This is a genomic window from Bradyrhizobium sp. Rc3b (assembly GCF_900114915.1).
GTDB lineage: Bacteria > Pseudomonadota > Alphaproteobacteria > Rhizobiales > Xanthobacteraceae > Bradyrhizobium.
On record NZ_FOUS01000001.1, the window covers coordinates 216,517 to 240,204 of the forward strand.

Here is a 23,688-nt window from a genome sequence, read left to right on the forward strand (position 1 = left end):
TTCTCGATCGATCATGACCGTCACTGGAATACTGGATCGCCCGCCTGCGCGGGCGATGACCTCAGGATAATGGGAACGACAATGGAAGGTCTGATGAAAGGCAAGCGCGGTCTGATCATGGGCATCGCCAATGATCATTCGATCGCCTGGGGCATGGCGAAGACGCTGCACGCGCACGGCGCCGAGCTTGCCTTCACCTTTCAGGGCGAAGCCTTGGGCAAGCGCGTCAAGCCGCTGGCGGAGCAGCTCGGTGTCGACCTCGTGCTGCCGTGCGACGTCGAGGACATCGCCAGCGTCGATGCGACCTTCGATGCGCTCCGTGAAAAATGGGGCAAGCTCGATTTCGTCATCCACGCGATCGGCTTTGCCGACAAGAACGAGCTGAAGGGCCGCTATGCCGACACCAGCCGCGAGAACTTTTCACGTACCATGGTGATCTCCTGCTTCTCGTTCACGGAAGTGGCGAAGCGCGCCGCCGAGCTGATGACCGAAGGTGGCAGCATGATCACGCTGACCTTCGGCGCCTCCGAGCGCGCGATGCCGAACTACAATGTGATGGGCGTGGCCAAGGCGGCGCTGGAAGCCTCCGTGCGCTATCTCGCCTCCGATTTCGGACCGCGCGGCATCCGCGTCAACGCGATCTCCGCGGGCCCCATCCGCACGCTCGCGGGCTCTGGCATCGGCGAGGCGCGCGCGATGTTCGCCTTCATGCAGAAGCATTCGCCGCTCCGCCGCGGCGTCACGCTCGACGAGCTCGGCGGCTCGGCGCTGTACCTGCTGTCGGATCTCTCCGGCGGCGTGACCGGCGAGATCCACTATGTCGATTCCGGCTACAACATCGTCCTGATGCCGCGGCCTGACGATTTGAAGACGGAATAGACGAAGCTGCCGTAGGGTGGGCAAAGGCGCGCAAGCGACGTGCCCACGATCTCTCAGCGGTCGCCATAGATAGAAGACGTGGGCACGCTACGCTGTGCCCACCCTACGATAGTTCGGCTAACCCGCCGCGATCTTCTCCGCGCGCTGGAACGCGGGCCGAGCCATGCAGCGCGCGATATAGGCATCGAAGGCGGGGCGCGACGGCACCATCTTGAACAGGCGCACCGCGTAATTCAGGCCCGAGCCGATCGTGATGTCGGCGGCCGAAAACTCCTCGCCGAGAATCCACGGCCCCTTGGCAAGCGCAGCCTCCAGCACGTCGAACACCTGCGTCGCGCTGCCCCAGGCGGCGGTCGAGGTCGGGATCTCGATCTTGGTGAAGATCTGGATGATGGCGGGCTCGATGCAGCCCGGCGAGAAGAACAGCCATTGCAGATAGCGGGCGCGGCGCGGATCGGTTACGGCAGGCGCAAGCTTCGTCTCGGGATAGCGGTCGGCAATGTAGGCGCAGATTGCGGCGGCTTCGCCGAGCGCGGCGTCGCCGTCGCTGAGCGCGGGAACCTTGCCCATCGGATTGATCTTCAGATAGTCCGGTGCCTTCTGGGCGCCGGTCGAGATGTCAGTCAGCACGCGTTCATAGGCGAGGCCGCTCTCTTCCATCAGCCAGAGCGTCGTGAACGAACGCGAGCGGGGTGACCAATAGAGCTTGATCATGGCGCGGAACCTTCCATCTGCGTGAGGCGGGCGAGGCTATTCATCGCGTGTCTGCTTCGAAATCGCAACGCACTACGGTTGGTCTGATGCAGCGTTCGGTGGTCAACATCTTGGTCGACGCGAATGAGTGCGTGTCAGTCTTGCTTCAGATAGCCGGGAAGCCCCCGATCGAGCCTGTCGGTGATGAGCGCCCGCGTTCTCTCGCGCAGGATCGCGCTGCTCGAAGCGGTCGCGGGCGGGTTGGGGAACTGGTCATTGTCGAGCTTGTTAAGCGGGTCTTCGGTCAGTCGCATACTTGCGGCGAAGTTCGCGCCGAAATTTACAAAGGGGCGCTTGATCTCCTCGTAGCTCCGGCCGTCGATCAGGTTGATCGAGATGTTCGCGAACAAATGCGAATGCCGGATCAGATTTCCGAGCCCTTGATTGAATGTGCCGATGCCGTTCAACATCATGCGGCTGCCCGGCAATTCTCCCTTGTACGTCGTCGCAACCAGATAGCGATCGCAGCTCACGTTCGGCGTGATGCCACGCACGATCGCTGGCAGGCGTTCGTTGGGATCGGGAATGAATCGCGATTTCGGATGATAGAACGGTTCGAAGGCACCCTTGGGGTAGGCGATCCTGCGAACACCGGGATCGCCGCCTGTTGCCGCTTTCACGCGCGCAAATACGAGATCGTCGAGACCCCAGTCGATAGGAACTTCGGCCTCCTCGTTCTCGAAGATGGTCAGCCCGAATTTCTGGACGGAGTAGCGCTCCCCGATCACGGAGATTACGCCGAGCTTGCAGGGGCCGACGTCCACCGCTTGCGGCTTGTTCGCTGCCGGCTGCTTGGACTTCGGCGCAGCCTTTTTCGCAACAGGCTTGGCTGTTGCCGGGGGTGTGGCAGTTGGTGGAGCGGAGGGAGATTGGGCCCATCCGGTCGATGCACAAAGCGACGCGAACAGGGCGGCGACGGCGAGATTGCGTAACATGAATCGGTAGCGGAAGTTGCTGAGATGTAATCCGCAAACTAGAGCGTGCGGGGCGCCTCCGCAAGCAGAACCTATGACGTCTTCTGCCACCGGTAATATTTCATCATGAACCCGTTCGACGGCTCGATCTCCTCTTTCTCGAACACAAAACCTTCGCGCTCGTACCAGCGCCAGGCTTTTTCGTTCTCGCGGACGCAGCGCAGATGCATCTCATCCGGCATTTGCGTGCGGGTGAAGGCGAGCAGCTTTCGCCCGAGCGACTGCCCCTGATAAGCGGGTCCAACGAAAAGCATATCCAGATAGAGTTTTGGCACATGCAGCGCCAGCATGGCGGCGATCGTGCCGCGATCATCGGCGACGAACAGGCTCCAGCCGTTCTCGATCTCGCGTCGGATGCGGGCGCGGAGATTGGCGAGCAGAAAGTCGCTGGCCTCGCCGAGCCCGGTCGAGACCCAGCTCTCCATCCAGACGCGGCCGACCTCGTCATATTCGTCGGCGCAGGCGAGGCGGATGATCGGTTGCGACATTGGAGCCTCAGGCCCGCTGGCTGCGTACAGGTGGGCGTGCGCGCACCTTGCCGGCCGACAGGCACACCACTTCGGAGATTTGCAGCAGTTGCCGCGCCAGCGGGCTGGTCTTGCGCCAGACCATGCCGATGGTGCGGGATGGCTGCGGATCGCGGAAGCGCGCGAGCGAGACCGAGGCCGATCGTGTCTCCACCGGCACCGCCATCTCCGGGATCAATGTGACCCCGATGCCGGCGCTGACCATCTGGACCAGCGTCGACAGCGAATTGGCATCCAGCATCTCGCGCGGCGGCGCCGACTGCATGTTGCAAAACGACAGCGCCTGATCGCGGAAGCAGTGTCCCTCTTCGAGCAGCAACAGCCGCATCTCCCGCATCATCTCGCGCGACGGCGCCGAGGTCCCTTCATCCGCGCTCGGCCGGACCAGCAGGAATTTCTCCTCGAACAGGGCGACCTCGGTGAGCGAAGGCTCGGACACCGGCAGCGCCACGATGGCGGTGTCGAGCCGCCCTTCCACCAGCTCCTGGATCAATCGCGGCGTCATGGTCTCGCGCACACGGATGTCGAGCTCCGGATGCATGTGCGTGAGATTCTTGGTGATGGTGGGCAGCAGATACGGCGCGATCGTCGGGATCATGCCGATGCGCAGGCGGCCGGCGAAGCGGTCCTGCGAGGCGCGGGCGAAATCGCCGAGCTCATCGACCGAGCGCAAAATGTCGCGGACGCGTTGCGCGAGCTCCTCGCCGAACCGCGTCAACGCCACCTGCCGGGCGCTGCGCTCCAGCAGCAGGCCGCCGAGCGTCTCCTCCAACTCCTTGATCTGCATCGACAAGGCCGGTTGCGAGATGGAGCAGGACTCGGCCGCGCGGCCGAAATGGCCGTGACGCGCCAGAGCGTCGAAATACCGGAGCTGGCGCAGCGTCAGGTTTATCATCAGAAAATCCTATCGCAGCGATCATTAAAGTCAACTTTACCTGATAGGACGCGACGCTTAGAGTGGTTCTACCTGGTCAAAGGCGCGAGTTCGACGCCACCAGAGGAGGTATTCATGGACGACACTTCGAAGTGCCCGTTTTCGGGTGGAAAACGCGTGCCAGCGAACCGCGATTGGTGGCCAACTCAGCTCAGCATCGAGATGCTGCACAAGAATTCCGGCCTATCCGATCCGATGGGCGACGAATTCGACTATGCCAAGGAATTCAAGACGCTCGACCTTAAGGCGGTGGTCAAGGACCTGACCGCGCTGATGACGGACTCGCAGGAGTGGTGGCCCGCCGATTTCGGTCACTATGGCGGTCTCATGATCCGCATGGCTTGGCACAGCGCAGGCACCTACCGCATCACCGACGGCCGTGGCGGCGCCGGTGCCGGCCAGCAGCGTTTCGCGCCGCTCAACAGCTGGCCCGACAACGCCAACCTCGACAAGGCGCGCCGGCTGCTGTGGCCGATCAAGCAGAAATACGGCCGCAAGCTCTCCTGGGCCGACCTGATGGTTCTCGCCGGCAACGTCGCGCTGGAATCGATGGGCTTCAAGACCTTCGGCTTTGCCGGCGGCCGCGCCGACGTCTGGGAGCCGGAAGAGCTCTATTGGGGTCCCGAGGGCACGTGGCTTGGTGATGAGCGCTACAGCGGCGAACGCCAGCTCGCCGAGCCGCTCGGCGCGGTGCAGATGGGCCTCATCTACGTCAATCCGGAAGGCCCGAACGGCAAGCCGGATCCGGTCGCTGCGGCCAAGGACATCCGCGAGACCTTCGCCCGCATGGCGATGAACGACGAAGAGACCGTTGCACTGATCGCCGGCGGCCATTCCTTCGGCAAGACACACGGCGCCGGCGATCCTTCGCTGGTCGGTCCGGAGCCGGAAGCGGGCGCGCTCGAGGATCAAGGCCTCGGCTGGAAGAGCAAGCACGCTTCGGGCCTCGCCGGTGATTCCATCACCAGCGGTCTCGAAGTGACCTGGACGGCGACGCCGACCAAGTGGAGCAACAACTTCTTCGAGAACCTCTTCAACTTCGAATGGGAGCTGACGAAGAGCCCGGGCGGTGCGAACCAGTGGACGGCCAAGGGCGCCGACGCGATCATTCCCGACGCCTTCGACAAGTCGAAGAAGCATCGGCCGACCATGCTGACCACCGACCTCTCGCTGCGCTTCGATCCGGCCTACGAGAAGATCTCGCGTCGCTTCCTGGAGAACCCGGATCAGTTCGCGGACGCCTTTGCCCGCGCCTGGTTCAAGCTCACCCATCGCGACATGGGGCCGATCCAGCGCTATCTCGGCCCGCTGGTGCCGAAGGAGACGCTGATCTGGCAGGATCCGATTCCGGCCGTGAATCACGAGCTGGCCAGCGAGCAGGACATCGCTGCGCTGAAGACCAAGATCCTGGCGTCGGGTCTGTCGGTCTCCGAGCTGGTCTCGACCGCCTGGGCGTCGGCCTCGACGTTCCGCGGCTCGGACAAGCGCGGCGGTGCCAACGGAGCGCGCATCCGCCTTGCCCCGCAGAAGGATTGGGAGGTGAACCAGCCGGCTCAGCTCTCCAACGTTCTCGGCAAGCTCGAAGCGATCCAGAAGGACTTCAACGCGTCTTCAGGCGCGAAGAAGGTCTCGCTCGCGGACCTCATCGTGCTCGGCGGTACCGCCGCGGTCGAGAAGGCCGCCAAGGATGCCGGCGTCGACGTGAAGGTCGGCTTCACGCCGGGCCGCATGGATGCCTCGCAGGAGCAGACCGATGCTGAGTCCTTCGCGCCGCTCGAGCCGCGGGCCGATGGCTTCCGCAACTATGTCGGCAAGAAGCATCAGTTCCTGCAGCAGGAAGAAGCCCTCGTCGATCGCGCCCAGCTGCTCAGGCTCACCGGTCCGGAAATGACGGTCCTGCTCGGTGGTCTGCGCGTGCTCGGCGCCAACGCGAACGGTTCAAAGCATGGCGTTCTCACTTCGAAGGTGGGCACGCTCAGCAACGACTTCTTCGTCAATCTGCTCGACATGAGTGCGCAGTGGACGCCGGCGGCCGACGGCAGCTACGAGGCCCGCGACCGCAAGACCAACGCGGTGAAGTGGACTGGCACGCGCGTCGATCTGATCTTCGGTGCGCACTCCCAGCTCCGCGCCTTCGCCGAGGTCTATGCCACCTCGGACTCCAAGGAGAAGTTCGTAAAGGACTTCGCCAAGGCCTGGACCAAGGTGATGAACCTCGACCGCTACGACATCGTGGGCTGAGGTCGGCTGATCTCACCTCGGGCTCGGTGCAACCTCTCCCGCTTGCGGGGGAGGTCGCGCCGAAGGCGCGGGTGGGGGCTCTCTCGTCGTTGGGAGTCTCTTTGCGGAAGCACCCCACCCCAACCCTCCCCCGCAAGCGGGAGAGGGGCGCATCTCGCCCGGAGCGGCACAAACAAAAAGGGCGGCCTTTCGGCCGCCCTTTCGTTTTCTGCAGTGTAGGGAGGCTTACTCGCCGGCTGCTTCGCGCGGGGCCTTCTCGCCCTCGCCGCCCTTGTCCTTGCCCTCGAGGTCTTCGCCGGTGGTCTGATCGACCACCTTCATCGACAGGCGGGTCTTGCCGCGATCGTCGAAGCCGAGCAGCTTGACCTTGACCTTGTCGCCTTCCTTGACGACGTCGGAGGTCTTCTGCACGCGGGCCGACGCGAGCTGGCTGATGTGGACGAGACCGTCCTTGGAGCCGAAGAAGTTCACGAAGGCGCCGAACTCCATCACCTTGACGACAGTGCCGTCATAGATCTGGCCGACTTCCGGATCGGAGGCGATCGACTTGATCCACTTGATCGCAGCCTTCATGGCCTCGCCGTCGCTAGAGGCGACCTTCACGGTGCCGTCGTCCTCGATGTTGACCTTGGCGCCGGTCTTCTCGACGATCTCGCGGATCACCTTGCCGCCGGTGCCGATCACTTCGCGGATCTTGTCGGTGGCGATCTTGAAGGTCTCGATGCGCGGCGCGTATTCGCCGAGCTCGGCACGGGCGTTGGTGAGCGCCTTGGCCATCTCGCCGAGGATGTGGATACGTCCATCCTTGGCCTGGGCGAGCGCGACCTTCATGATCTCTTCGGTGATGCCCTCGATCTTGATGTCCATCTGGAGCGAGGTGATGCCTTGCTCGGTACCGGCGACCTTGAAGTCCATGTCGCCGAGATGGTCCTCGTCACCGAGGATGTCCGAGAGAACCGCGAAGCGCTTGTCTTCGAGGATCAGGCCCATCGCGATGCCCGCGGTCGGCCGCTTCAACGGCACGCCGGCATCCATCAGCGCGAGCGAAGCGCCGCAGACCGAAGCCATCGAGGACGAGCCGTTCGACTCGGTGATCTCCGACACCACGCGCGTGGTGTAGGGGAATTCGTGGTGCGGCGGCAGCACCGGGTGGATCGCGCGCCAGGCCAGCTTGCCGTGGCCGATCTCGCGACGCTTGGTGCCGCCGAGGCGACCGGTCTCACCGACCGAGTAGGGAGGGAAGTTGTAGTGCAGCAGGAACGTCTCTTTGTACGTTCCCGACAGCGCGTCGATGTACTGCTCGTCCTCGCCGGTGCCGAGCGTGGTCACGACCATCGCCTGGGTCTCGCCGCGGGTGAACAGCGCCGAACCGTGAGCGCGGGGCAGCACGCCGACTTCGGCGACGATATTGCGCACGGTCTTGCTGTCGCGACCGTCGATGCGCTTGCCGGTGTCGAGGATGTTCCAGCGAACGATCTTGGCTTCGAGCTCCTTGAACACGCCGGCGATGCGCAGCTTGTCGTATTTCGGCTCCTGCCCTTCCGGGAAGTAGTGGGCGATCACCTTTTCCTTGACCTTGCCGACCGCAGCGTAGCGATCCTGCTTGACCGGAATGGCGTAGGCGGCGCGCAGCTCCTGCTCGACCAGGCCGAGCATTTCCTTCTCGAGCGCCGAATTGTCGATGACGGTGACTTCGCGCGGCTCCTTGGCCGCCTTCTCGGCGAGCTCGATGATCGCGTTGATCACCGGCTGGAAGTGGCGGTGACCGAACATCACGGCGCCGAGCATGATGTCTTCGTTCAGTTCCTTGGCTTCCGATTCCACCATCAGCACCGCGTCGGCGGTGCCGGCGACGACGAGGTCGAGCTGGGTGTCGACCATCTCGTCGAGCGTCGGGTTGAGGATGAATTCGTCATTGGCGAAGCCGACGCGAGCGGCGCCGATCGGGCCCTTGAAGGGCGCGCCGGACAGGGTCAGCGCAGCGGACGAAGCCACCAGCGCGACGATGTCAGGGTCGTTTTCCATGTCGTGCGACAGCACGGTGGCGATCACCTGGGTCTCGTTGCGCCAGCCGTCGACGAACAGCGGACGGATCGGACGGTCGATCAGGCGGGAGACCAGCGTCTCCTTCTCGGTCGGACGGCCCTCGCGCTTGAAATAGCCGCCGGGAATGCGGCCCGCAGCGTAGGTCTTCTCCTGGTAGTCGACGGTCAGAGGCAGGAAGTCGACGCCTTCGCGCGGCGCCTTCGCCGCGACGACGGTGGCGAGCACCACGGTCTCGCCATAGGTGGCGACGACGGCGCCGTCGGCCTGACGGGCGATCTTGCCGGTTTCCAGCTTGAGAGTGCGTCCACCCCAGTCGATCTCGACCGAATGCTTATTGAACATAGATGTCTTCTTTCATGGGTTCTCGAAAGAAGGACGGCTCGAAAAACAAAAACCATGCGCAAGATTGCGGGGCGCTGATCGAAGCGGGTGATCAGCGTCCTGCGATCCTGCCATGGTTTTTAGATTTCGGATGGCGTCCATCCTTTCGGGTCATACGGGCGCCTTGCCCGTTGTGCCCAGCCGCCGGATTGCTGCTGGACTGTCAGTCGGCACGAATGCGAACACCGAACCGCGGTCTTCGCTGATCGTGCCCCGGATGCGAATCATCAACGATCCGTCTCCGACGTGCGCGCAACCTCGATCAAAAAGCTAAAAATAAGCGCTTTCGTTCGAAACCACGTGCGAAAACGCGCGCCGTTGGCGCGCGCAAGAACTCTTAACGGCGAATGTTGTGCTTCTCGAGCAGCGCCTTGTAACGCGCCTCGTCCCGCTTCTTGAGGTAGTCGAGCAGCGAGCGGCGGGTCGAAACCAGCTTCAAGAGGCCGCGACGCGAATGGTTGTCCTTCACGTGGGTCTTGAAATGGTTGGTGAGGTTGTTGATGCGTTCCGACAGGATCGCGACCTGAACCTCGGGCGAGCCGGTGTCGCCGGCCTTGTTGGCATTCGTCTTGATGACTTCCGCTTTGCGTTCTGCGGCAATCGACATCGTCAATTTCTCTCGTTGCGACCGGGGCTGGCAGTCAGGCCGGTCAGGTTGAACACACGCTTGGGGATGATTTCGCCATTGCCGACTTCAGCAAGCGCGAGAAGACGGCCTGCCACCGTGACATAGACTGTGCCGCTACAAGTGGGCGCATCCCGTCCGCGCAACAAAACGGCCTGGCCCCGATGGAGCCTTGCCGCATCAGCCCGTGTGACGGCCAGTGCCGGGATGTCGTCCAGCGCGGTCTCAACGGGCATAAGCGCGTCGGCGAGGCTACCCTCGCCGGACGCGGCTCTATCGCACAAAGCCTCCAGCCGATCCAGCGGAATCATGTCGTTTTCGCCAAATGGGCCGACCAGGGTCCGCCTGAGCGCGCAGATATGGCCGAAAGTGCCGAGAATCCGGCCCATATCGCGGGCCAGTGCCCGGACATAGGTGCCCTTGCCGCATTCGGCCTCGAATACGGCCCGATCTCTATCCGGTTGATCCACAAGGGTTAATTGATGAATCTCGACCGGGCGGGGGGCCAGCTCCACGACCTCGCCGTCGCGGGCGAGGTCGTAGGCGCGCTCGCCCTGGACCTTGATCGCGGAATAACGCGGCGGGATCTGCTCGATCACCCCGGTGAAGCGGGGCAACAGGGCCAGGATGGCCTCGCGGGTCGGACGCTGGTCGGAGGTCGCGGTCACCCGGCCCTCGATGTCGTCGGTGTCGCGCTCCTCGCCCCAGCACACCGTGAACTGGTAGCGCTTGCGGCCGTCCATGACGAAGGGAACGGTCTTGGTGGCTTCCCCGAGCGCGATCGGCAGCCCGCCCGAGGCGAGCGGATCGAGCGTGCCGGCGTGTCCGGCGCGCTTGGCGTTGAACAGGCGCTTGAGCACCGCGACCGCCTGCGTCGAGGTCATGCCGATCGGCTTGTCGAGCACGACCCAGCCATGGACGTCGCGCCGGTCGCGGCGAACCTGGTTGCCCTTCTGCTTGGCATTGGCACGCGGATCGTTGTTGACGCGGCGCGGCTCCTGATGCGGCTGGGAATTGCCGCCCAGGCCCGCAAAATTGTCGTCCGCAAAATTATTTTTCTGCACGTCGCGCTGATCGGCCTGTTCGCCGCTGATCGTGTCGTGAGCCGGGTCCATCGTCATCGTTCTTCTTCCCGATCCGTCTCCGGATCCTGTTCCAAATCCTGTTCGAGGTCCTTCTGAACCGCAGGTGTTCGCAAAAGCTTCTCGATCCGTTCCGCTTCGTCGAATCGTTCGTCGACGCGGAAACGAAGATCAGGTGCAAATTTCAGGTTAACGCGCCGCGCGACCTCGCCGCGCAGAAACTTCTTGTTGCGTTCGAGCGCAGCAATGACGACCGCGGTGTCGTGGCCACCGAGCGGCATCACATAGACTGTCGCGAGCTTCAGGTCGGGCGACATCCGCACCTCCGGCACGGTGATGATGTGACCTTCGAGATCCGCATCATGCACATTGCCTTGCGCCAGAATATCGGCCATCGCGTGGCGAACCTGCTCGCCGACGCGCAACTGACGTTGCGAGCCTCCGCCGGATGCGGAATTTTTTTTCTGATGATGGCGTGGCATTCTCGAAAATCACCTCGTCATGCCCGCGTTTGGGACACGAGCATTGTCATTTGTCCTGTTGAAACGAATGCGGTGCGATGGCCGGAATAAATCCGGCCATCGCACTCCCGCAATTTCAGCTCAAAAAGATCCAGTCGCTTCGGTAAGATTTGGACTTACAGGGAGCGCTGGATCGTCTCCACGCGATAACACTCGATGACATCGCCTGCGCGCATGTCGTGGTAGTTCTCGAAGGCCATGCCGCATTCCTGACCGGACTGGACTTCCTTCACTTCGTCCTTGAAGCGCTTCAGCGTCGATAGCTTGCCTTCGTGCACGACGACGTTGTCGCGGATCAGGCGCACATTGGCGCCGCGTTCCACGGTGCCATCGGTGACGCGGCAGCCGGCGACCTTGCCGACCTTGGAGATGTTGAAGATCTCCAGGATGGAGGCATTGCCGAGCATGGTTTCGCGCAAGGTCGGCGCGAGCAGGCCGCTCATCGCCTTCTTCACGTCGTCCACGAGGTCGTAGATGATGTTGTAGTAGCGGATCTCGATGCCGTTGCGCTTGGCGGCCGCAGCGGCCTCCTTGTTGGCACGAACCGAGAAGCCGATGATCGCGGCGTTGAAGCCTTCGGCCAGCGTCACGTCGGATTCCGAGATGCCGCCGACGCCGGCATGCAGGATGCGGGCTGCGACTTCGTCGGTGCCGAGCTTCTCCAGCGAGCCGAGGATCGCTTCCAGCGAGCCCTGCACGTCGGCCTTGATGATCAGCGGGAATTCCTTGCGGCCCGCGGTCTTCAATTGCGACATCATCTGCTCGAGCGAGCCGCGCATGCCGGAGATCGAGGCAGCCGCGTTCTCGCGCTTCTGGTGCGCACGGTAGCTGGTGACCTGGCGGGCGCGGGCTTCGTTCTCGACCACGGCGAGACGATCGCCGGCTTCCGGCGGACCGTTGAAGCCGAGCACTTCGACCGGCACCGAGGGACCTGCTTCCTGCACGGTCTCGCCCTGATCCGAGATCAGCGCGCGGACGCGGCCCATCTCGGCGCCTGCGACGATGATGTCGCCGACCCGGAGTGTGCCGCGCTGGACCAGCACGGTCGCGACCGGACCGCGGCCGCGGTCGAGCTTGGCCTCGATCACGGTGCCCTCGGCCGGCCGTTCCGAATTGGTCTTGAGGTCGAGGATGTCGGCCTGGAGCGCGATCATCTCGAGCAGCTTGTCGAGATTGGTCTTGTTCTTGGCGGACACTTCGACGTCGACGACTTCGCCGCCGAAGGATTCCACCTGCACCTCGTGCTGGAGCAGCTCGGTGCGCACGCGCTCGGGCTTGGCATCGGGCTTGTCGATCTTGTTGATGGCAACGATGATCGGCACCCGCGCCGCCTTGGCGTGGTTGATGGCTTCGATCGTCTGCGGCATGACGCCGTCATCGGCCGCAACCACCAGCACGACGATGTCGGTCACCTTGGCGCCGCGGGCGCGCATCGCGGTGAACGCAGCGTGGCCGGGCGTGTCGATGAAGGTGATCTTCTTGCCGCTTTCGGGCGACAGCACCTGATAGGCGCCGATATGCTGGGTGATGCCGCCGGCTTCGCCGGAGACGACGTTGGCATGACGGAGCGCGTCGAGCAGCGAGGTCTTGCCGTGGTCGACGTGACCCATGACGGTCACCACGGGCGAACGGGTCTCGGTGTCGGTCGAATCGTCGATGGCGTCGAACAGACCCTCTTCAACGTCGGACGCAGCAACGCGCTTGACGGTGTGGCCGAGCTCTTCGGCAATGAGCTGCGCGGTGTCGGCGTCGATCACGTCGGTGATCTTGTGCATCGCGCCCTGCTTCATCAGCATGCGGATGACGTCGACCGCGCGCTCGGCCATGCGGTTGGCGAGTTCCTGGATTGTGATCGCTTCCGGAATGACCACCTCGCGGATGAGCTTTTCCTTCGGCTCGTTCGAGGCGTGGCCCTTCAGGCGCTGGGTACGCCGGCGGAACGAGGCGATCGAACGCTCGCGGACTTCGTCGGCATTGAGCGCGGTGACCACGGTCAGGCGGCCGCGCTCCTTCTGCGGGCCGGGCTTGTGGGTGGGTTTGGGGGCTACCACGGGACGCGCGGCGCCGCCGGGACCGCGGCGGATCTGGCGCGGACCATCGTCCTCGTCCGGGCCGGCAGCAACCGCGGGAGCGCGGCCCAACGGGCCACCTGCCGGTCTCGCTGTGGTCGTTCCCGGGCGCGCGGTCGATGTTCCCGGGCGTGCCGTGGTGGTACCAGGGCGCGCTGCGGGGGCGCCGGGGCGCGGCGCCGGAGCGGCCGGGGCGGCGGCTGCGGGGCGCGGCGCGGATGCCGGCTGCTCGCCTTCGCCAAAACGCTTCTTGGCCTCGGTCTCTGCCTTGCGCTTGGCTTCGTCCTCGTGACGGTGACGCTCTTCCTCGGCCTTGCGGCGGGATTCGGCAGCTTCGCGCTCGACGCGTTCAGCGGCTTCGCGAACAGCGCGGCGCTGGGCCTCTTCCTCGGCCTGGCGGCGCTCTTCGACTTCGCGCACCTTGGCATCGGCCAGCGCGCTGGCGCGGGCGGAACGTTCGTCCTCGGTCAGCGTACGCAGCACCACGCCGGATCCGGCGTTGCGCGGCGGCGCGGGGCGCGACGGAGCGGGCGTCGGAGTTGGCGCGGCCGGCGCCGGCTTCGCGACGACCGTGGGAGCCTGCGGTTCGGCACTGCCGTCGATGCGGCGCTTGCCGCGCTTCTCGACCACGACCTGCTTGCTGCGGCCATGGCTGAAGCTCTGGCGGACAGTGCCCGTTTCGACGCGCGGCTTGAGCGATAGCGTCTTGCTCGGAACGCTCAGCTTCTTGTCGTCAGGGGTCTTGGTATCAACCATTCAGCAGTCCTAATCCTGATTTATCAGTGTTGTGCGTTGCCGCACCGTCCTATCGGGTCGTCGTATCTCTCAGAAATCCTGGCCGGGCTTTTCGGCAGTCTTGTCAGCGTCCGCCATCCGGTATCGGACCAGCATCTGGCTACGTGACAGGAATGACTTGCTCGCCGGGCCCGCGAGCAGGGCAGCATGTATCACATTTGACCGGGTCAGTGCCAAATCCAATTCTAACGATTTCAACGCGGTGACGACGGGAATCTGCGGCTTGGCGCCGCGATTTCCGGCATTTTGACGCGCCAGCATGTCCAATTTGCGGATTCCGTCCGCGGCCCCGTCGCTGGCGTGGATCAGGACCCCGGCCGTGCCTTCCCGAAGGGCGCTTTCGACCTTGCCGAAGCCGGCCACGACCTGACCCGCTTTGGCGGCGATCCCAAGGGCTTCCGTCACGCTCCGAACCAGGAGCGCCTCGATATCGGCAGGAAGCGTCTGAGGGATGCGCAGCTCGCGCTTGAAGGCCTTGCTAAATTGGTGACGCCGGACGGCTTCCGCAACCACCCCGCGTGAGGCGGTGAGCCACATGCCGCGTCCGGGCAGCTTGCGCTTGAGATCTGGAACTACGTCGCCTTGCGGCGAAATGACGAAGCGGATCAGCTCGTCGATCGGGCGGACCTGCCGACTGACCGCGCACATCCGCATGGTCGCGGACCTTTCGGTCCGCGGGCCATGGTCGAGTTCGGGATCAGTATCGGTGAGCATCCGGGCGACATTCTCCTTTGCCCTTAAGCCGGCTGATCTTCGGTCGCCTCAGCCTCCTCGGCGGGCTTGGCCAGATCGGCCTCGGTGATCCAGCCGGCCTTGACGCGGGCCTGCATGATCATCGCCTCGGCATCGTCACGGGAGATGTCGATACCGTCGAGCGCGCCGGGGAACTTGGTCTGCTCGCCGCCTTCCTTGCGTTCGGTCCAGCCGACCAGATCGTCGGTGGCGCAGCCGGCGAGGTCGTCGACCGTCTTGATGTCGTTCTCGCCGAACTTCACCAGCATCTTCGAGGTGACGCCGGGCACGTCCTTGACCGCGTCCTCGACACCGAGCTCCTTGCGCCTGGCCTCGATCTCAGCTTCCTGCTGCTCGAGATATTCGCGGGCACGGCTCTGCAGCTCCTGCGCGGTCTCCTCGTCGAAGCCCTCGATGCCGGCGAGTTCCTTGAGGTCCACCATGGCGAGTTCCTCGACCGAGGTGAAGCCTTCGGACGCCAGCAGCTGGCCGACCACTTCGTCGACGTTGAGCGATTCCATGAAGACGCGGGTGGAGTTCTCGAAGTCGGCCTGGCGGCGCTCCGATTCCTCCTGCTCGGTCAGGATGTCGATGTCCCAGCCGGTGAGCTGCGAGGCCAGACGCACGTTCTGGCCGCGGCGGCCGATCGCCAGCGAAAGCTGGTTGTTGGTGTCGGGCACGACCACCTCGATGCGCTCGCGGTCTTCGTCGATCACGACCTTGGAGACTTCGGCCGGCGCCAGCGCGTTGACCACGAAGGTCGCGATGTCGGGCGACCACGGAATGATGTCGATCTTCTCGCCCTGCAATTCGTTCACCACGGCCTGCACGCGCGAGCCGCGCATACCGACGCAGGCGCCGACCGGATCGACCGAGGAATCGCGGGAAATCACGCCGATTTTCGCGCGCGAGCCCGGATCGCGGGCAACCGCCTTGATCTCGACGATGCCGTCATAGATTTCCGGCACTTCCTGCGCGAACAGCTTCGCCATGAACTGCGGATGGGTGCGGGAGAGGAAGATCTGCGGACCTCTCGTCTCGCGGCGGACGTCGAAGATGTAGGCACGGACGCGGTCGCCGTTGCGGAAGACTTCGCGCGGCAGCATCTCGTCGCGGCGGATGATGGCTTCGCCGCGGCCGAGGTCGACGATCACGCTGCCATATTCGACGCGCTTGACGACGCCGTTGACAATGTCGCCGATGCGATCCTTGAATTCCTGATATTGCCGGTCGCGCTCGGCCTCGCGCACCTTCTGCACGATGACCTGCTTGGCCGATTGCGCGGCGATGCGGCCATATTCCAGCGGCGGCAGGGTGTCGGCGATGGTGTCGCCGACCTGGGCACCGGGATTGGCGCGTTGCGCGTCCACCAGCGAAATCTGGTTGGAATGGTTTTCGACCTTCTCGACCACCAGCATGTGGCGCGACAGCCGCAGCTCGCCCTTCTTCGGGTCGATCTCGGCATGAACGTCAGTTTCGCTGCCGTAACGGGCGCGCGCCGCCTTGGCGATGGCGTCCTCCATCGCCGCGATGACGATGCCGCGGTCGATCGATTTCTCGCGCGCAACGGCATCGGCGATCTGGAGCAACTCAAGTCGATTGGCGCTGACTGCCATGGCTAGTCTCCTTCGTCAGGCTCGATCTCGCCCCGTCGCGCGCGTTCGGCGGCCAGGCGATGCTTCTTCGTATTGGTCGGGGCCGGCTTCTTCTTCGGCCTGGTGTTCTTGGTGGTCTTTTCGCTGATCTTGGCGTGCGGCGCCTGCGGCGGCTCCAGGCCGAGATCGCGGCGCATCTGGCGCTCCTCGGCCTTGCCGCGGCGCATCGATTCGGCGATCAGCTCGTCGGTCAGCACCAAGCGGGCCTCGCCGATATCCTCCATCGTCAGGAGCACGTCGGGATCGTCGCCCGCCTTGACGTCGTCGCGACGCAGATGCACGCGATCGCCTTCGACCGGACCGATCATGCCGCGGAACCGCTTGCGCCCCTCATGGGCAACCGCCATCTCGATCTTCACCAGATGGCCGGAATAGCGCTCGAAATCGGAACGGCGGACCAGCGGCCGGTCGATTCCCGGCGAGGAGATTTCCAGCCGGTAGGCGCGATCGATGGGGTCGGCAACATCGAGCACGGGCGACAGCGCCCGCGAGATCGCCTCGCAATCCTCGAGCTGCATCGAGCCGTCCGGCCGCTCGGCCATGATCTGCACGGTGCAGCCGGCTTCCCCGGAAATGCGGATCCGCACCAGACGGTAGCCCATGCCCTCGAGCACCGGTGCTGCGACCGCGGACACACGTGCTGCCACGCCCGGCTCGACCACGAGCCTCGGCTCGGCCAGCAACTCGGCATCCGTGGAACCAGTGTTCGGTTCGGTCATATCAGGGGTCAAGGCGCTCGATGGTTAAGGCTTGGTTACGATTTTCAAAGCCCGCTTCGGAACTTCCCGACAGCGCGTCGGGCCGCATCTTCCGCCAAGCCGCGTTCGGGTAATAAAAAAGAGCGGGTCCTTTCGGGCCCACTCTCACTACGCGGATCGTATGAGAAGATGAATTGGCGCTGATATAGCGCTTTCTGTCCTCCCGGACAAGGCCCATCGCGGGCCAGACGGGGCTTTTTGCGCCCGATTCGCGGCGCCCCGGGCCTAACGCTTCCTTCACCTCGGGGGGCTAAATTCCCTGATTGTGGGGCGGCTTGGACCAAGGGCGCGCCCGCGGCGTGCCCCCTACGAGTTGCGTTTTCATGACCGTTGCCACGTCGCTCATTCCCGGACTGGACGATATCGTCAAACGCGGCGATCCGCGGCGACGCGGCGAAATCGCGCGCGCCATCTCCGAGCTGTTCTTCCAGGATTCCGCCAATCTTCGGCCCGAGCTCATCGATCTCTTCGACAACCTCCTGATCGATCTCGTCCCGCATGCGGAGCTTGCCTCGCGCGTCGACCTCGCCGAGCGCTTCTCGCACCTGAACAACGCGCCGCCGCATCTGGTCAATCAACTCGCGCGCGAGAACGAGATCATGGTGGCCGGCCCCGTGCTGCGCCGCTCGCCCGTGCTCGATGATGCCGCGCTCGTCGAGATTGCGCGGTTGAAGGGCCAGGGACATTTGCTTGCGATGACGGAGCGCCCGGCTTTGTCTCCCGTCATCACCGACGTGCTGGTGGAGCGCGGCGATCGCGACGTGGTGCGCCGCGCCGCGGGCAATGCCGGTGCGGTGTTCTCGCCTGGCAGCTATTCCGAGCTGATCAAGCGTGCGGCGCAGGACGGTGTGCTGACGCTCAAGATCGGCCAGCGTCGTGATCTCTCGGGCGAGAACCTGAAACAGCTTCTCGACGGCACGCTCGACGTCATCCGCCGCCGGCTCTCCAGCGTGGTCAATCCCGCGCGCCAGGTCGAGATCAAGCGCGCGATGGTGGCCATCGAGGAGGCCGCGCTGCCGCCGGGACCGCGGCGCGATTTCTCCGCAGCCCAGCGCACGGTGCTCAACCTGCATCGCGAGGGCCATCTCGGCGAGAGCGCACTGCTCGGCTTCGCCAAGGCGAACAAATACGAGGAATCGATCGCCTCGCTTTCGGCGATGTCCGGCGTTCGCCTCTCTGTGCTCGACCGCCTGATCGCAGGCGACCGCTACGACCCGATCCTCATTCTCGGCCGCGTGCTGAATCTCGGCTGGCCCACGGTGCGCGCGCTCATCCTGCTCTGGTACGGTCCGCATCGCACGCCGGCCGATGCCGATATCGAGGCCGCGCGCGTGAACTTCACGCGCCTGATGCCGACGACCGCCGAGCGCGTCGTCAATTTCTGGCGCAACCGGCAGACGATCTAGAGTCGTCTGAACCGCAAATACGCAGCCTTCCGTCCTTCGCGCGCGGCCTTCCGGCCGTAGCGCGTCATGGTGTAGCCCGCCCACGGCTGCCTGAAATCGTCGGAGCGTTCGGCCAGCCAGACGAAATCCTGCGAACGCGCAAGATGCGACAGCGTCCAGGCGCAGTAATCGTCGATGTCGCAGACGAAGCGGAATTCGCCGTTCGGCTTCAGCACGCGCGCCATCGCGGCGATCGTCCTGTCCTGGACGAAGCGCCGTTTCCAGTGCCGCCGCTTCGGCCAGGGATCGGGATGGATCAGGTCGATCCGCGACAGCGATGCCTTGGGCAGCCAGGCCAGCAGCTCGGCGGCATCGCCCGCGAACAGGCGGATGTTGCCGATGTTGGCGGCCTCGATCTGCGCGAGGATCTTGGCCATGCCGTTGACATAGGGCTCGCAGCCGATGAAGCCTGTCGTGGCGAAGCTCTGGGCCTCGGCCGCGAGATGCTCGCCGCCGCCGAAGCCGATCTCGAGCCGCACGTCTTCGGTCGCGGAGCCGAAGATCTCGCTTGCATCCGCCGGCGCCTCGCCGTCGATGTCGAGCGCCAGATGCGGCAGCAGTTGACCGATCAGCTCGGCCTGATGCTGCCTGAGCTTGTGCCCCTTGCGGCGTCCGAAGAACGCGCGCTCGCTGTCATCGCGACCGGGCTCCGATTTGCGCTCGCTCATCGCAGCGTCTGGTACAGGCGGTGGAGCAGCCGCGCGCGCGGCGCGAGCGACGAGATATGGAGCTGCTCATAGTGAGTGTGCGCGCCCTTGCCGTCGACGCCGAGGCCGTCGAGCGTTGCGGTATGGGCCGCGGTGAAATTGCCGTCCGAGCCGCCGCCGGTGTGGGTGTCGACCAGATCGAAGCCGATCTCGCCGGCGAGTGTCTTCGCGTGCTCGTACAGCGAGGCGCCTGCGTTGCTCTTTTCGTAGGGCGGACGGTTGAGCTCGCCGGTGACGGTGACGGTGACGCCGTCGGTCTTCGACGTCAGCCCAAGGATCTTGCCGACGAACTCCTCGGCGTCCTTGAGGCTCAGCACGCGCAGATCGACCTCGGCATAGGCCGCTTCCGGCGTGACGTTGGGGCGCGTGCCGCCACGCACCACGCCGACATTGACGCTCACGCCGCGTGTCAGGTCGTTCATCCCTTCCAGGGCGAGGATGACGTTGCCAAGCTCGCGCACGGCGCTGCGGCCGTCTTCCGGCCGCGAGCCGGCATGCGCGGGCACGCCCTTGATGAACACCTTGAAGCGTCCGACGCCCTTGCGCCCGGTGACGATCTTGCCGCCGTCGCGCGCCGGCTCCGTCACCAGCACGTATTTGGCCCTGCGCCCTTCTGTCTCGATGAGTGCGCGCGAGGTGGGACTTCCGATCTCCTCGTCGGAGGTGAACAAATGCGTGATGCCGAGCGGCGAGCGATCGGCTGTGGCACACAGCGCGGCAAACGCGTGATGGGCGATGTAGGCGCCGCCCTTCATGTCGTAGATGCCGGGACCGTACGCGACGTCGCCTTCGACCTTGAACGGCAGACGTTCGATGAATCCCATGGGATGGACGGTATCGAGGTGGCTCAGCACCAGGATGCCCGGCCGGTCCTGCCCCCAATTCGAGCGCGCCATGAGATGATCGCCGCAACCATCGACGCCGGCGACGCGTTCGAGCGTGACAGGCAGATCGCGGTACTGCTCCGCGACCATTGAGATCAGCCTGTTGACCTGTTCGGGCGCTTCCGTCGGCGTCTCGACCTCCACCCAGCGGCGGATGCCATCGAGAATAGTTTGGGAATCGAACCAATTGGAGCTGGCCATGGACGCATCTGTGCCTTTGAATCGCATCATCGAAGCGGACGCGCATCAAAGCGCGGCCACAAATGACGACATAGGCCAGATTTGACGCCGTCTCAAATCGCCATTGAGCTGGCGATCAGCGCTTGTCGGGACCTTCGCGAGCCGCAATCTGCTCGACGAGATCGACGATCGAGCGGCGCATCTTCGAATCGGTAATTCGCGTGAACGCCTTGGTCAGTGCAAGTCCTTCGGACGTCGCGAGAAAGTCCGACACATAGGAAGGCGAGGCGCCTTCGCTGAAGCCATCCGGACCCGGCACGCCGCTCGGGCCGCCCTCGAACAGGAACGACACCGGCACCTGGAGAATTTCGGCGATCTGCTGGATGCGGCTCGCACCGACCCGGTTCGTGCCCTTCTCGTATTTCTGGATCTGCTGGAAAGTCAGGCCCAAAGCTTCACCGAGCTTTTCCTGGCTCATGCCCAACATGATGCGGCGCATACGCACGCGACTGCCGACATATTTGTCAACAGGGTTGGGCGCTTTCGACATTTCCTCAGCCCTCCAAACACCACCTTCAGCGCAATCAACTGGAGTGCCTCAGGTGCAAGCATCGTCAAATCAGACCCTCTTATTGGGAAACATTGCGGAGAAATTTAGCAATGCCCACTGTCTTTTGCAGCCGGTGCAGAATGGGGAGCCCATGTGCAGTCTGTCAACCGTGGGACTACGGTTGTCAAAAGTTTCCGGCCGCCTCCGCGGCGACGGCGCGATCAGGCCTTCCGCTTGGTGACACGTCGGCGGACCGCTAGAATCACGGCCAGCGCGACGAGCATGGCGGCCGGCACATCGCCAACCCGCGCATAGACGGTCGGTGATATCGCGGCAGGCAGGCTTGCATCCAAAATGCCTTCGATGCCGAGACCGAGGCTGGCGACGGTGCGGCCCATTGGATCGATCACCGCAGAGATACCGGTATTGGCAGAGCGGACCAGCGGCAATCCCAGCTCGATCGCGCGCATGCGCGACTGCTCCAGATGCTGATAGGGGCCGGTCGAGATGCCGAACCAACCGTCATTGGTGAGGTTCACGATCCAGCCCGGACGTTCGTTGCGTCCAGCCACCTCGCCGGGAAAGATTGCCTCGTAACAGATCAGCGGTAGCGCGGGCGGCGCGCCGGGCACCTGCAGCGCATGCCGCACCGTGCCGGGAATGAAGCCGCCGCGCACACGCGTCAGTTGCTCGAAGCCGAGCTTCTCCATCAGTGCCTGGTAGGGAAGAAATTCTCCGAACGGCACCAAATGCAACTTGTCGTACACTGCGAGCACGCTGCCGTCGTGATCGATGACGTAGATCGAATTATAGGCACGCGTGATCGGCGTGCCGCGCGGCAGGTCGGGCGCGCGGACCGACCCCGTGATCAGCACCGTGCCCTTGGGCAGAAGATCGGCGATCTGTGCCATCGCGTCGGCTTCGCGGGTCAGGAAGAACGGAAATGCGGATTCCGGCCAGATCAGGATGGTGGCATCGCGCACGCCGGTCGATTGCGGGCCGGAGGCGCGGTCCGACAGCGCCAAATATTTTTTCATCACCTCCGACTTGGCGGCGTAATTGAATTTGGCGTCCTGCTGCAGGTTCGGCTGCATCAGGCGCAGCTTGGCGCCTGAGACCATCGTGGTCGGATGCAGCGACAGGCGGATCGCGCCGAAGATGCTCATGACAAGCAGGAGCGCGATTGCAGCCGCCGGCGCCCGCCACGCCAGGCGGCGATCGGGCGTGCGGTCGATCAGCGTCGCGGGGCTCGCGAAGATCGCAACCGTCAGGAACGTCATGCCCCACAGGCCGACCAGCGAGGCCGTCTGCGCCAGCGGCAGCGGCTCGGACAGCGCATAGCCGAACGCGTTCCAGGGAAAGCCGGTCAGCAGGTGGCCGCGCAGCCATTCGCTGATTGTGAGGCTTGCCGCAAGTGCAAGCACGCGGGTGGCGTTCTTGGTCCAGAGCAGGCGCGCCAGCGCAAAGCCGATCGCCGTGAAGATGGACAGATAGGCCGGCAGGCCGAGCACGGCGAACGGCGTCAGCCAGGCGAACACGTCGGCCTCGACGAAGAAGGCGTAGCCGATCCAATAGAGGCCTGGGACGAAATAGCCGAGCCCGAACCAGTAGCCGGTCAGCGCCGCGGCGGGGACGCCGCGATAGCGTCCGGCGCCGGCGCCGTCGATCAGCCAGACCAGCACCGGGAAGGTGATGAACAGCACCGGGAAGAGGTTGAACGGCGCGAGCGCCAGCACCGACAGCGCTCCGCACCCCATGGCGATGACGGCGCGTTTCCATCCCCAGGCAAGGATGATGGCAAGCGCAATCTGCCGAAGTCGCTGGAACGGGCTCACTGTTGGCCGGTCCCGTCGCTTGGCGGCGGGCTGGGCGTGTCATTGGCCGGCGAAGTACCGCTGTCCGGCGCAGCCTCGCGGCGCCGGCTCTCGCGCTGAGTGCGCGGCGCGGGACGCTCCTTCCGCGTCGAGATGCGCAGCCGCTTGACGCGGCGCGGATCGGCATCGAGCACCTCGATCTCGTAATTGCCGGGACCCGAGATCACCTCGCCGCGTACCGGCAGGCGCCCGACGAAGCTGACGAGATAGCCGCCCAGCGTCTCCACTTCCTCGCCGGCCTCGCCGGTGACGAAATCCTCGCCGATCACCGAGCGGACGTCGTCGAGGCTGGCACGGGCGTCAGCGATGAAGGCATTGTCGGGCAGGCGCACGATCGAGGGCGGCTCGTCGCTGTCGTGCTCGTCGTCGATCTCGCCGACGATCTGCTCGACGATGTCCTCGAGCGAAACCAGCCCGTCGCTGCCGCCATATTCGTCGACCACCAGCGCGAGGTGAATGCGCGTGGCCTGCATCTGCGCGAGCAGGTCGATCGCCCGCATCGACGGCGGCACGTAGAGCAGCTTGCGGATGATGCGCGCTTCCTCGAGCGGCAGCGCGAGATCGACGGCGCGGAGGTCGAGCCCGGCCGGCAGCGGCTTCTTGCGCTTGGTCTTGGTGGCTTCCGACACGCGCGCACGCGCGGTCATGAAGGCGAGCAGGTCGCGGATGTGGACGATGCCGACGGGATCGTCGAGCGTCTCGTTGTAGACCACGAGGCGCGAATGGCCGGCGCTCTCGAAGCGGTCCATCAACTCGCCGAGCGGGATGTCGCGCTTCACCGCGACGACGTCGGCGCGATGGACCATGACGTCGGCGATGCGGCGCTCGTGCAGACTGAGGATGTTGCGCAGCATGGTGCGCTCGACCGCCGAGAAGCCGGTGTCGTCGGGCGTGGTCGCATCGAGCACGACCTGGAGGTCGTCGCGCACCGATCCCGCCTTCCAGCCGAACAGCGTGCGGATGGCGCGCAGGAGCCAGCCATCGGCGGTCGGGCGCATCACCTCGCCCTGGGTCACCACGGCCGGCAGATTGGCCGTGTGGCGTGGGTTGTCGTGAATCGGGTCGGAGTCCGGCAT

At 64.6% G+C, this 23,688-nt stretch carries 20 protein-coding genes; 3 read left to right on the forward strand and 17 right to left on the reverse strand.

The window, feature by feature from the left end:
• Window positions 1-81: 81 nt before the first annotated feature.
• Entirely contained in the window at window positions 82-879 is a 798-nt protein-coding gene (gene fabI, locus BM190_RS01060; RefSeq protein ID WP_092251468.1) for an enoyl-ACP reductase FabI, read from the forward strand.
• A gap of 117 nt (window positions 880-996) precedes the next feature.
• On the opposite strand, the gene BM190_RS01065 is transcribed toward fabI, so the two are convergent.
• The 4 genes from BM190_RS01065 to BM190_RS01080 all read right to left on the reverse strand — a co-directional run bounded on the left by BM190_RS01065 (window position 997) and on the right by BM190_RS01080 (window position 4,028).
• Window positions 997-1,593: a glutathione S-transferase family protein gene (locus tag BM190_RS01065; protein ID WP_092251470.1), complete on the reverse strand. Its 597-nt coding sequence runs from the start codon at window positions 1,591-1,593 to the stop codon at window positions 997-999.
• Window positions 1,594-1,727: 134 nt separating this feature from the next.
• A complete protein-coding gene (locus tag BM190_RS01070; RefSeq protein WP_244550559.1) occupies window positions 1,728-2,657 on the reverse strand; it encodes a hypothetical protein in 930 nt (309 codons plus the stop codon).
• Complete coding sequence (locus tag BM190_RS01075) at window positions 2,639-3,094, reverse strand: GNAT family N-acetyltransferase (protein WP_092251472.1); 456 nt, start codon at window positions 3,092-3,094, stop codon at window positions 2,639-2,641. The genes BM190_RS01070 and BM190_RS01075 overlap by 19 nt, the downstream gene beginning before the upstream one ends.
• A 7-nt stretch (window positions 3,095-3,101) precedes the next feature.
• The gene (locus BM190_RS01080) at window positions 3,102-4,028 is read right to left on the reverse strand and encodes a hydrogen peroxide-inducible genes activator (RefSeq protein WP_092251919.1); all 927 of its coding nucleotides are present in this window, start codon (window positions 4,026-4,028) and stop codon (window positions 3,102-3,104) included.
• Between the two features lie 114 nt (window positions 4,029-4,142).
• Here BM190_RS01080 and katG point away from each other — a divergent pair, with 114 nt between their 5' ends.
• Window positions 4,143-6,308, forward strand: a complete 2,166-nt coding sequence (gene katG / locus BM190_RS01085; protein ID WP_177236843.1) for a catalase/peroxidase HPI — start codon at window positions 4,143-4,145, stop codon at window positions 6,306-6,308.
• A 225-nt stretch (window positions 6,309-6,533) separates the two neighbouring features.
• Here the strand turns inward: katG and pnp are convergent, their stop codons facing one another.
• The 8 genes from pnp to rimP form a co-directional block, all read right to left on the reverse strand.
• Window positions 6,534-8,696: a polyribonucleotide nucleotidyltransferase gene (pnp, locus tag BM190_RS01095; RefSeq protein WP_018319413.1), complete on the reverse strand. Its 2,163-nt coding sequence runs from the start codon at window positions 8,694-8,696 to the stop codon at window positions 6,534-6,536.
• 376 nt (window positions 8,697-9,072) lie between these two features.
• The gene (gene rpsO, locus BM190_RS01100) at window positions 9,073-9,342 is read right to left on the reverse strand and encodes a 30S ribosomal protein S15 (protein WP_008131787.1); all 270 of its coding nucleotides are present in this window, start codon (window positions 9,340-9,342) and stop codon (window positions 9,073-9,075) included.
• Window positions 9,343-9,344: 2 nt separating this feature from the next.
• On the reverse strand, window positions 9,345-10,481 hold the full coding sequence (gene truB, locus BM190_RS01105) for a tRNA pseudouridine(55) synthase TruB (protein ID WP_177236844.1): 1,137 nt from the start codon (window positions 10,479-10,481) through the stop codon (window positions 9,345-9,347).
• Window positions 10,478-10,924, reverse strand: coding sequence for a 30S ribosome-binding factor RbfA (gene rbfA / locus BM190_RS01110; protein ID WP_092251476.1), 447 nt, complete (start codon window positions 10,922-10,924; stop codon window positions 10,478-10,480). The genes truB and rbfA overlap by 4 nt, the downstream gene beginning before the upstream one ends.
• Window positions 10,925-11,079: 155 nt before the next feature.
• Window positions 11,080-13,788 carry a translation initiation factor IF-2 gene (gene infB, locus BM190_RS01115; RefSeq protein WP_092251478.1) on the reverse strand — a complete coding sequence of 903 codons (2,709 nt, stop codon included), beginning with the start codon at window positions 13,786-13,788 and terminating at the stop codon, window positions 11,080-11,082.
• Window positions 13,789-13,857: 69 nt separating this feature from the next.
• A complete protein-coding gene (locus BM190_RS01120) occupies window positions 13,858-14,541 on the reverse strand; it encodes an RNA-binding protein (protein ID WP_018319417.1) in 684 nt (227 codons plus the stop codon).
• A 23-nt stretch (window positions 14,542-14,564) separates the two neighbouring features.
• Window positions 14,565-16,175 carry a transcription termination factor NusA gene (nusA, locus tag BM190_RS01125; RefSeq protein WP_018319418.1) on the reverse strand — a complete coding sequence of 537 codons (1,611 nt, stop codon included), beginning with the start codon at window positions 16,173-16,175 and terminating at the stop codon, window positions 14,565-14,567.
• Window positions 16,176-16,177: 2 nt separating this feature from the next.
• On the reverse strand, window positions 16,178-16,933 hold the full coding sequence (gene rimP, locus BM190_RS01130) for a ribosome maturation factor RimP (protein WP_018319419.1): 756 nt from the start codon (window positions 16,931-16,933) through the stop codon (window positions 16,178-16,180).
• Window positions 16,934-17,295: 362 nt separating this feature from the next.
• On the opposite strand from rimP, the gene BM190_RS01135 reads away from it, so the two are divergent.
• On the forward strand, window positions 17,296-18,378 hold the full coding sequence (locus tag BM190_RS01135; RefSeq protein WP_092251480.1) for a DUF2336 domain-containing protein: 1,083 nt from the start codon (window positions 17,296-17,298) through the stop codon (window positions 18,376-18,378).
• Here the strand turns inward: BM190_RS01135 and trmB are convergent.
• From trmB to BM190_RS01160, 5 genes are all read right to left on the reverse strand, one after another.
• Window positions 18,375-19,085: a tRNA (guanosine(46)-N7)-methyltransferase TrmB gene (gene trmB, locus BM190_RS01140; RefSeq protein ID WP_092251482.1), complete on the reverse strand. Its 711-nt coding sequence runs from the start codon at window positions 19,083-19,085 to the stop codon at window positions 18,375-18,377. The two genes, BM190_RS01135 and trmB, sit on opposite strands and share 4 nt — an antisense overlap.
• The gene (locus BM190_RS01145) at window positions 19,082-20,239 is read right to left on the reverse strand and encodes a M20 family metallopeptidase (RefSeq protein WP_092251483.1); all 1,158 of its coding nucleotides are present in this window, start codon (window positions 20,237-20,239) and stop codon (window positions 19,082-19,084) included. Before BM190_RS01145 ends, trmB begins: the two co-directional genes overlap by 4 nt.
• A gap of 85 nt (window positions 20,240-20,324) precedes the next feature.
• Entirely contained in the window at window positions 20,325-20,738 is a 414-nt protein-coding gene (locus tag BM190_RS01150) for a helix-turn-helix domain-containing protein (RefSeq protein WP_018319423.1), read from the reverse strand.
• Window positions 20,739-20,959: 221 nt separating this feature from the next.
• Window positions 20,960-22,573: an apolipoprotein N-acyltransferase gene (lnt, locus tag BM190_RS01155; RefSeq protein WP_092251485.1), complete on the reverse strand. Its 1,614-nt coding sequence runs from the start codon at window positions 22,571-22,573 to the stop codon at window positions 20,960-20,962.
• A complete protein-coding gene (locus tag BM190_RS01160; protein WP_244550560.1) occupies window positions 22,570-23,688 on the reverse strand; it encodes a hemolysin family protein in 1,119 nt (372 codons plus the stop codon). Before BM190_RS01160 ends, lnt begins: the two co-directional genes overlap by 4 nt.

Excerpts from the sequence above, each read along its gene's own strand:
- rpsO (WP_008131787.1), bottom strand. The coding sequence starts at position 9,342 with ATGTCGATTGCCGCAGAACGCAAAGCGGAAGTCATCAAGACGAATGCC.
- truB (WP_177236844.1), bottom strand. The coding sequence starts at position 10,481 with ATGACGATGGACCCGGCTCACGACACGATCAGCGGCGAACAGGCCGAT.
- BM190_RS01075 (WP_092251472.1), bottom strand. The coding sequence starts at position 3,094 with ATGTCGCAACCGATCATCCGCCTCGCCTGCGCCGACGAATATGACGAG.
- nusA (WP_018319418.1), bottom strand. The coding sequence starts at position 16,175 with ATGGCAGTCAGCGCCAATCGACTTGAGTTGCTCCAGATCGCCGATGCC.
- BM190_RS01065 (WP_092251470.1), bottom strand. The coding sequence starts at position 1,593 with ATGATCAAGCTCTATTGGTCACCCCGCTCGCGTTCGTTCACGACGCTC.
- rimP (WP_018319419.1), bottom strand. The coding sequence starts at position 16,933 with ATGACCGAACCGAACACTGGTTCCACGGATGCCGAGTTGCTGGCCGAG.
- trmB (WP_092251482.1), bottom strand. The coding sequence starts at position 19,085 with ATGAGCGAGCGCAAATCGGAGCCCGGTCGCGATGACAGCGAGCGCGCG.
- BM190_RS01120 (WP_018319417.1), bottom strand. The coding sequence starts at position 14,541 with ATGCTCACCGATACTGATCCCGAACTCGACCATGGCCCGCGGACCGAA.
- BM190_RS01080 (WP_092251919.1), bottom strand. The coding sequence starts at position 4,028 with ATGATAAACCTGACGCTGCGCCAGCTCCGGTATTTCGACGCTCTGGCG.
- BM190_RS01150 (WP_018319423.1), bottom strand. The coding sequence starts at position 20,738 with ATGTCGAAAGCGCCCAACCCTGTTGACAAATATGTCGGCAGTCGCGTG.
- BM190_RS01160 (WP_244550560.1), bottom strand. The coding sequence starts at position 23,688 with ATGCCGGACTCCGACCCGATTCACGACAACCCACGCCACACGGCCAAT.
- fabI (WP_092251468.1), top strand. The coding sequence starts at position 82 with ATGGAAGGTCTGATGAAAGGCAAGCGCGGTCTGATCATGGGCATCGCC.
- BM190_RS01145 (WP_092251483.1), bottom strand. The coding sequence starts at position 20,239 with ATGATGCGATTCAAAGGCACAGATGCGTCCATGGCCAGCTCCAATTGG.
- katG (WP_177236843.1), top strand. The coding sequence starts at position 4,143 with ATGGACGACACTTCGAAGTGCCCGTTTTCGGGTGGAAAACGCGTGCCA.
- infB (WP_092251478.1), bottom strand. The coding sequence starts at position 13,788 with ATGGTTGATACCAAGACCCCTGACGACAAGAAGCTGAGCGTTCCGAGC.
- BM190_RS01135 (WP_092251480.1), top strand. The coding sequence starts at position 17,296 with ATGACCGTTGCCACGTCGCTCATTCCCGGACTGGACGATATCGTCAAA.
- rbfA (WP_092251476.1), bottom strand. The coding sequence starts at position 10,924 with ATGCCACGCCATCATCAGAAAAAAAATTCCGCATCCGGCGGAGGCTCG.
- pnp (WP_018319413.1), bottom strand. The coding sequence starts at position 8,696 with ATGTTCAATAAGCATTCGGTCGAGATCGACTGGGGTGGACGCACTCTC.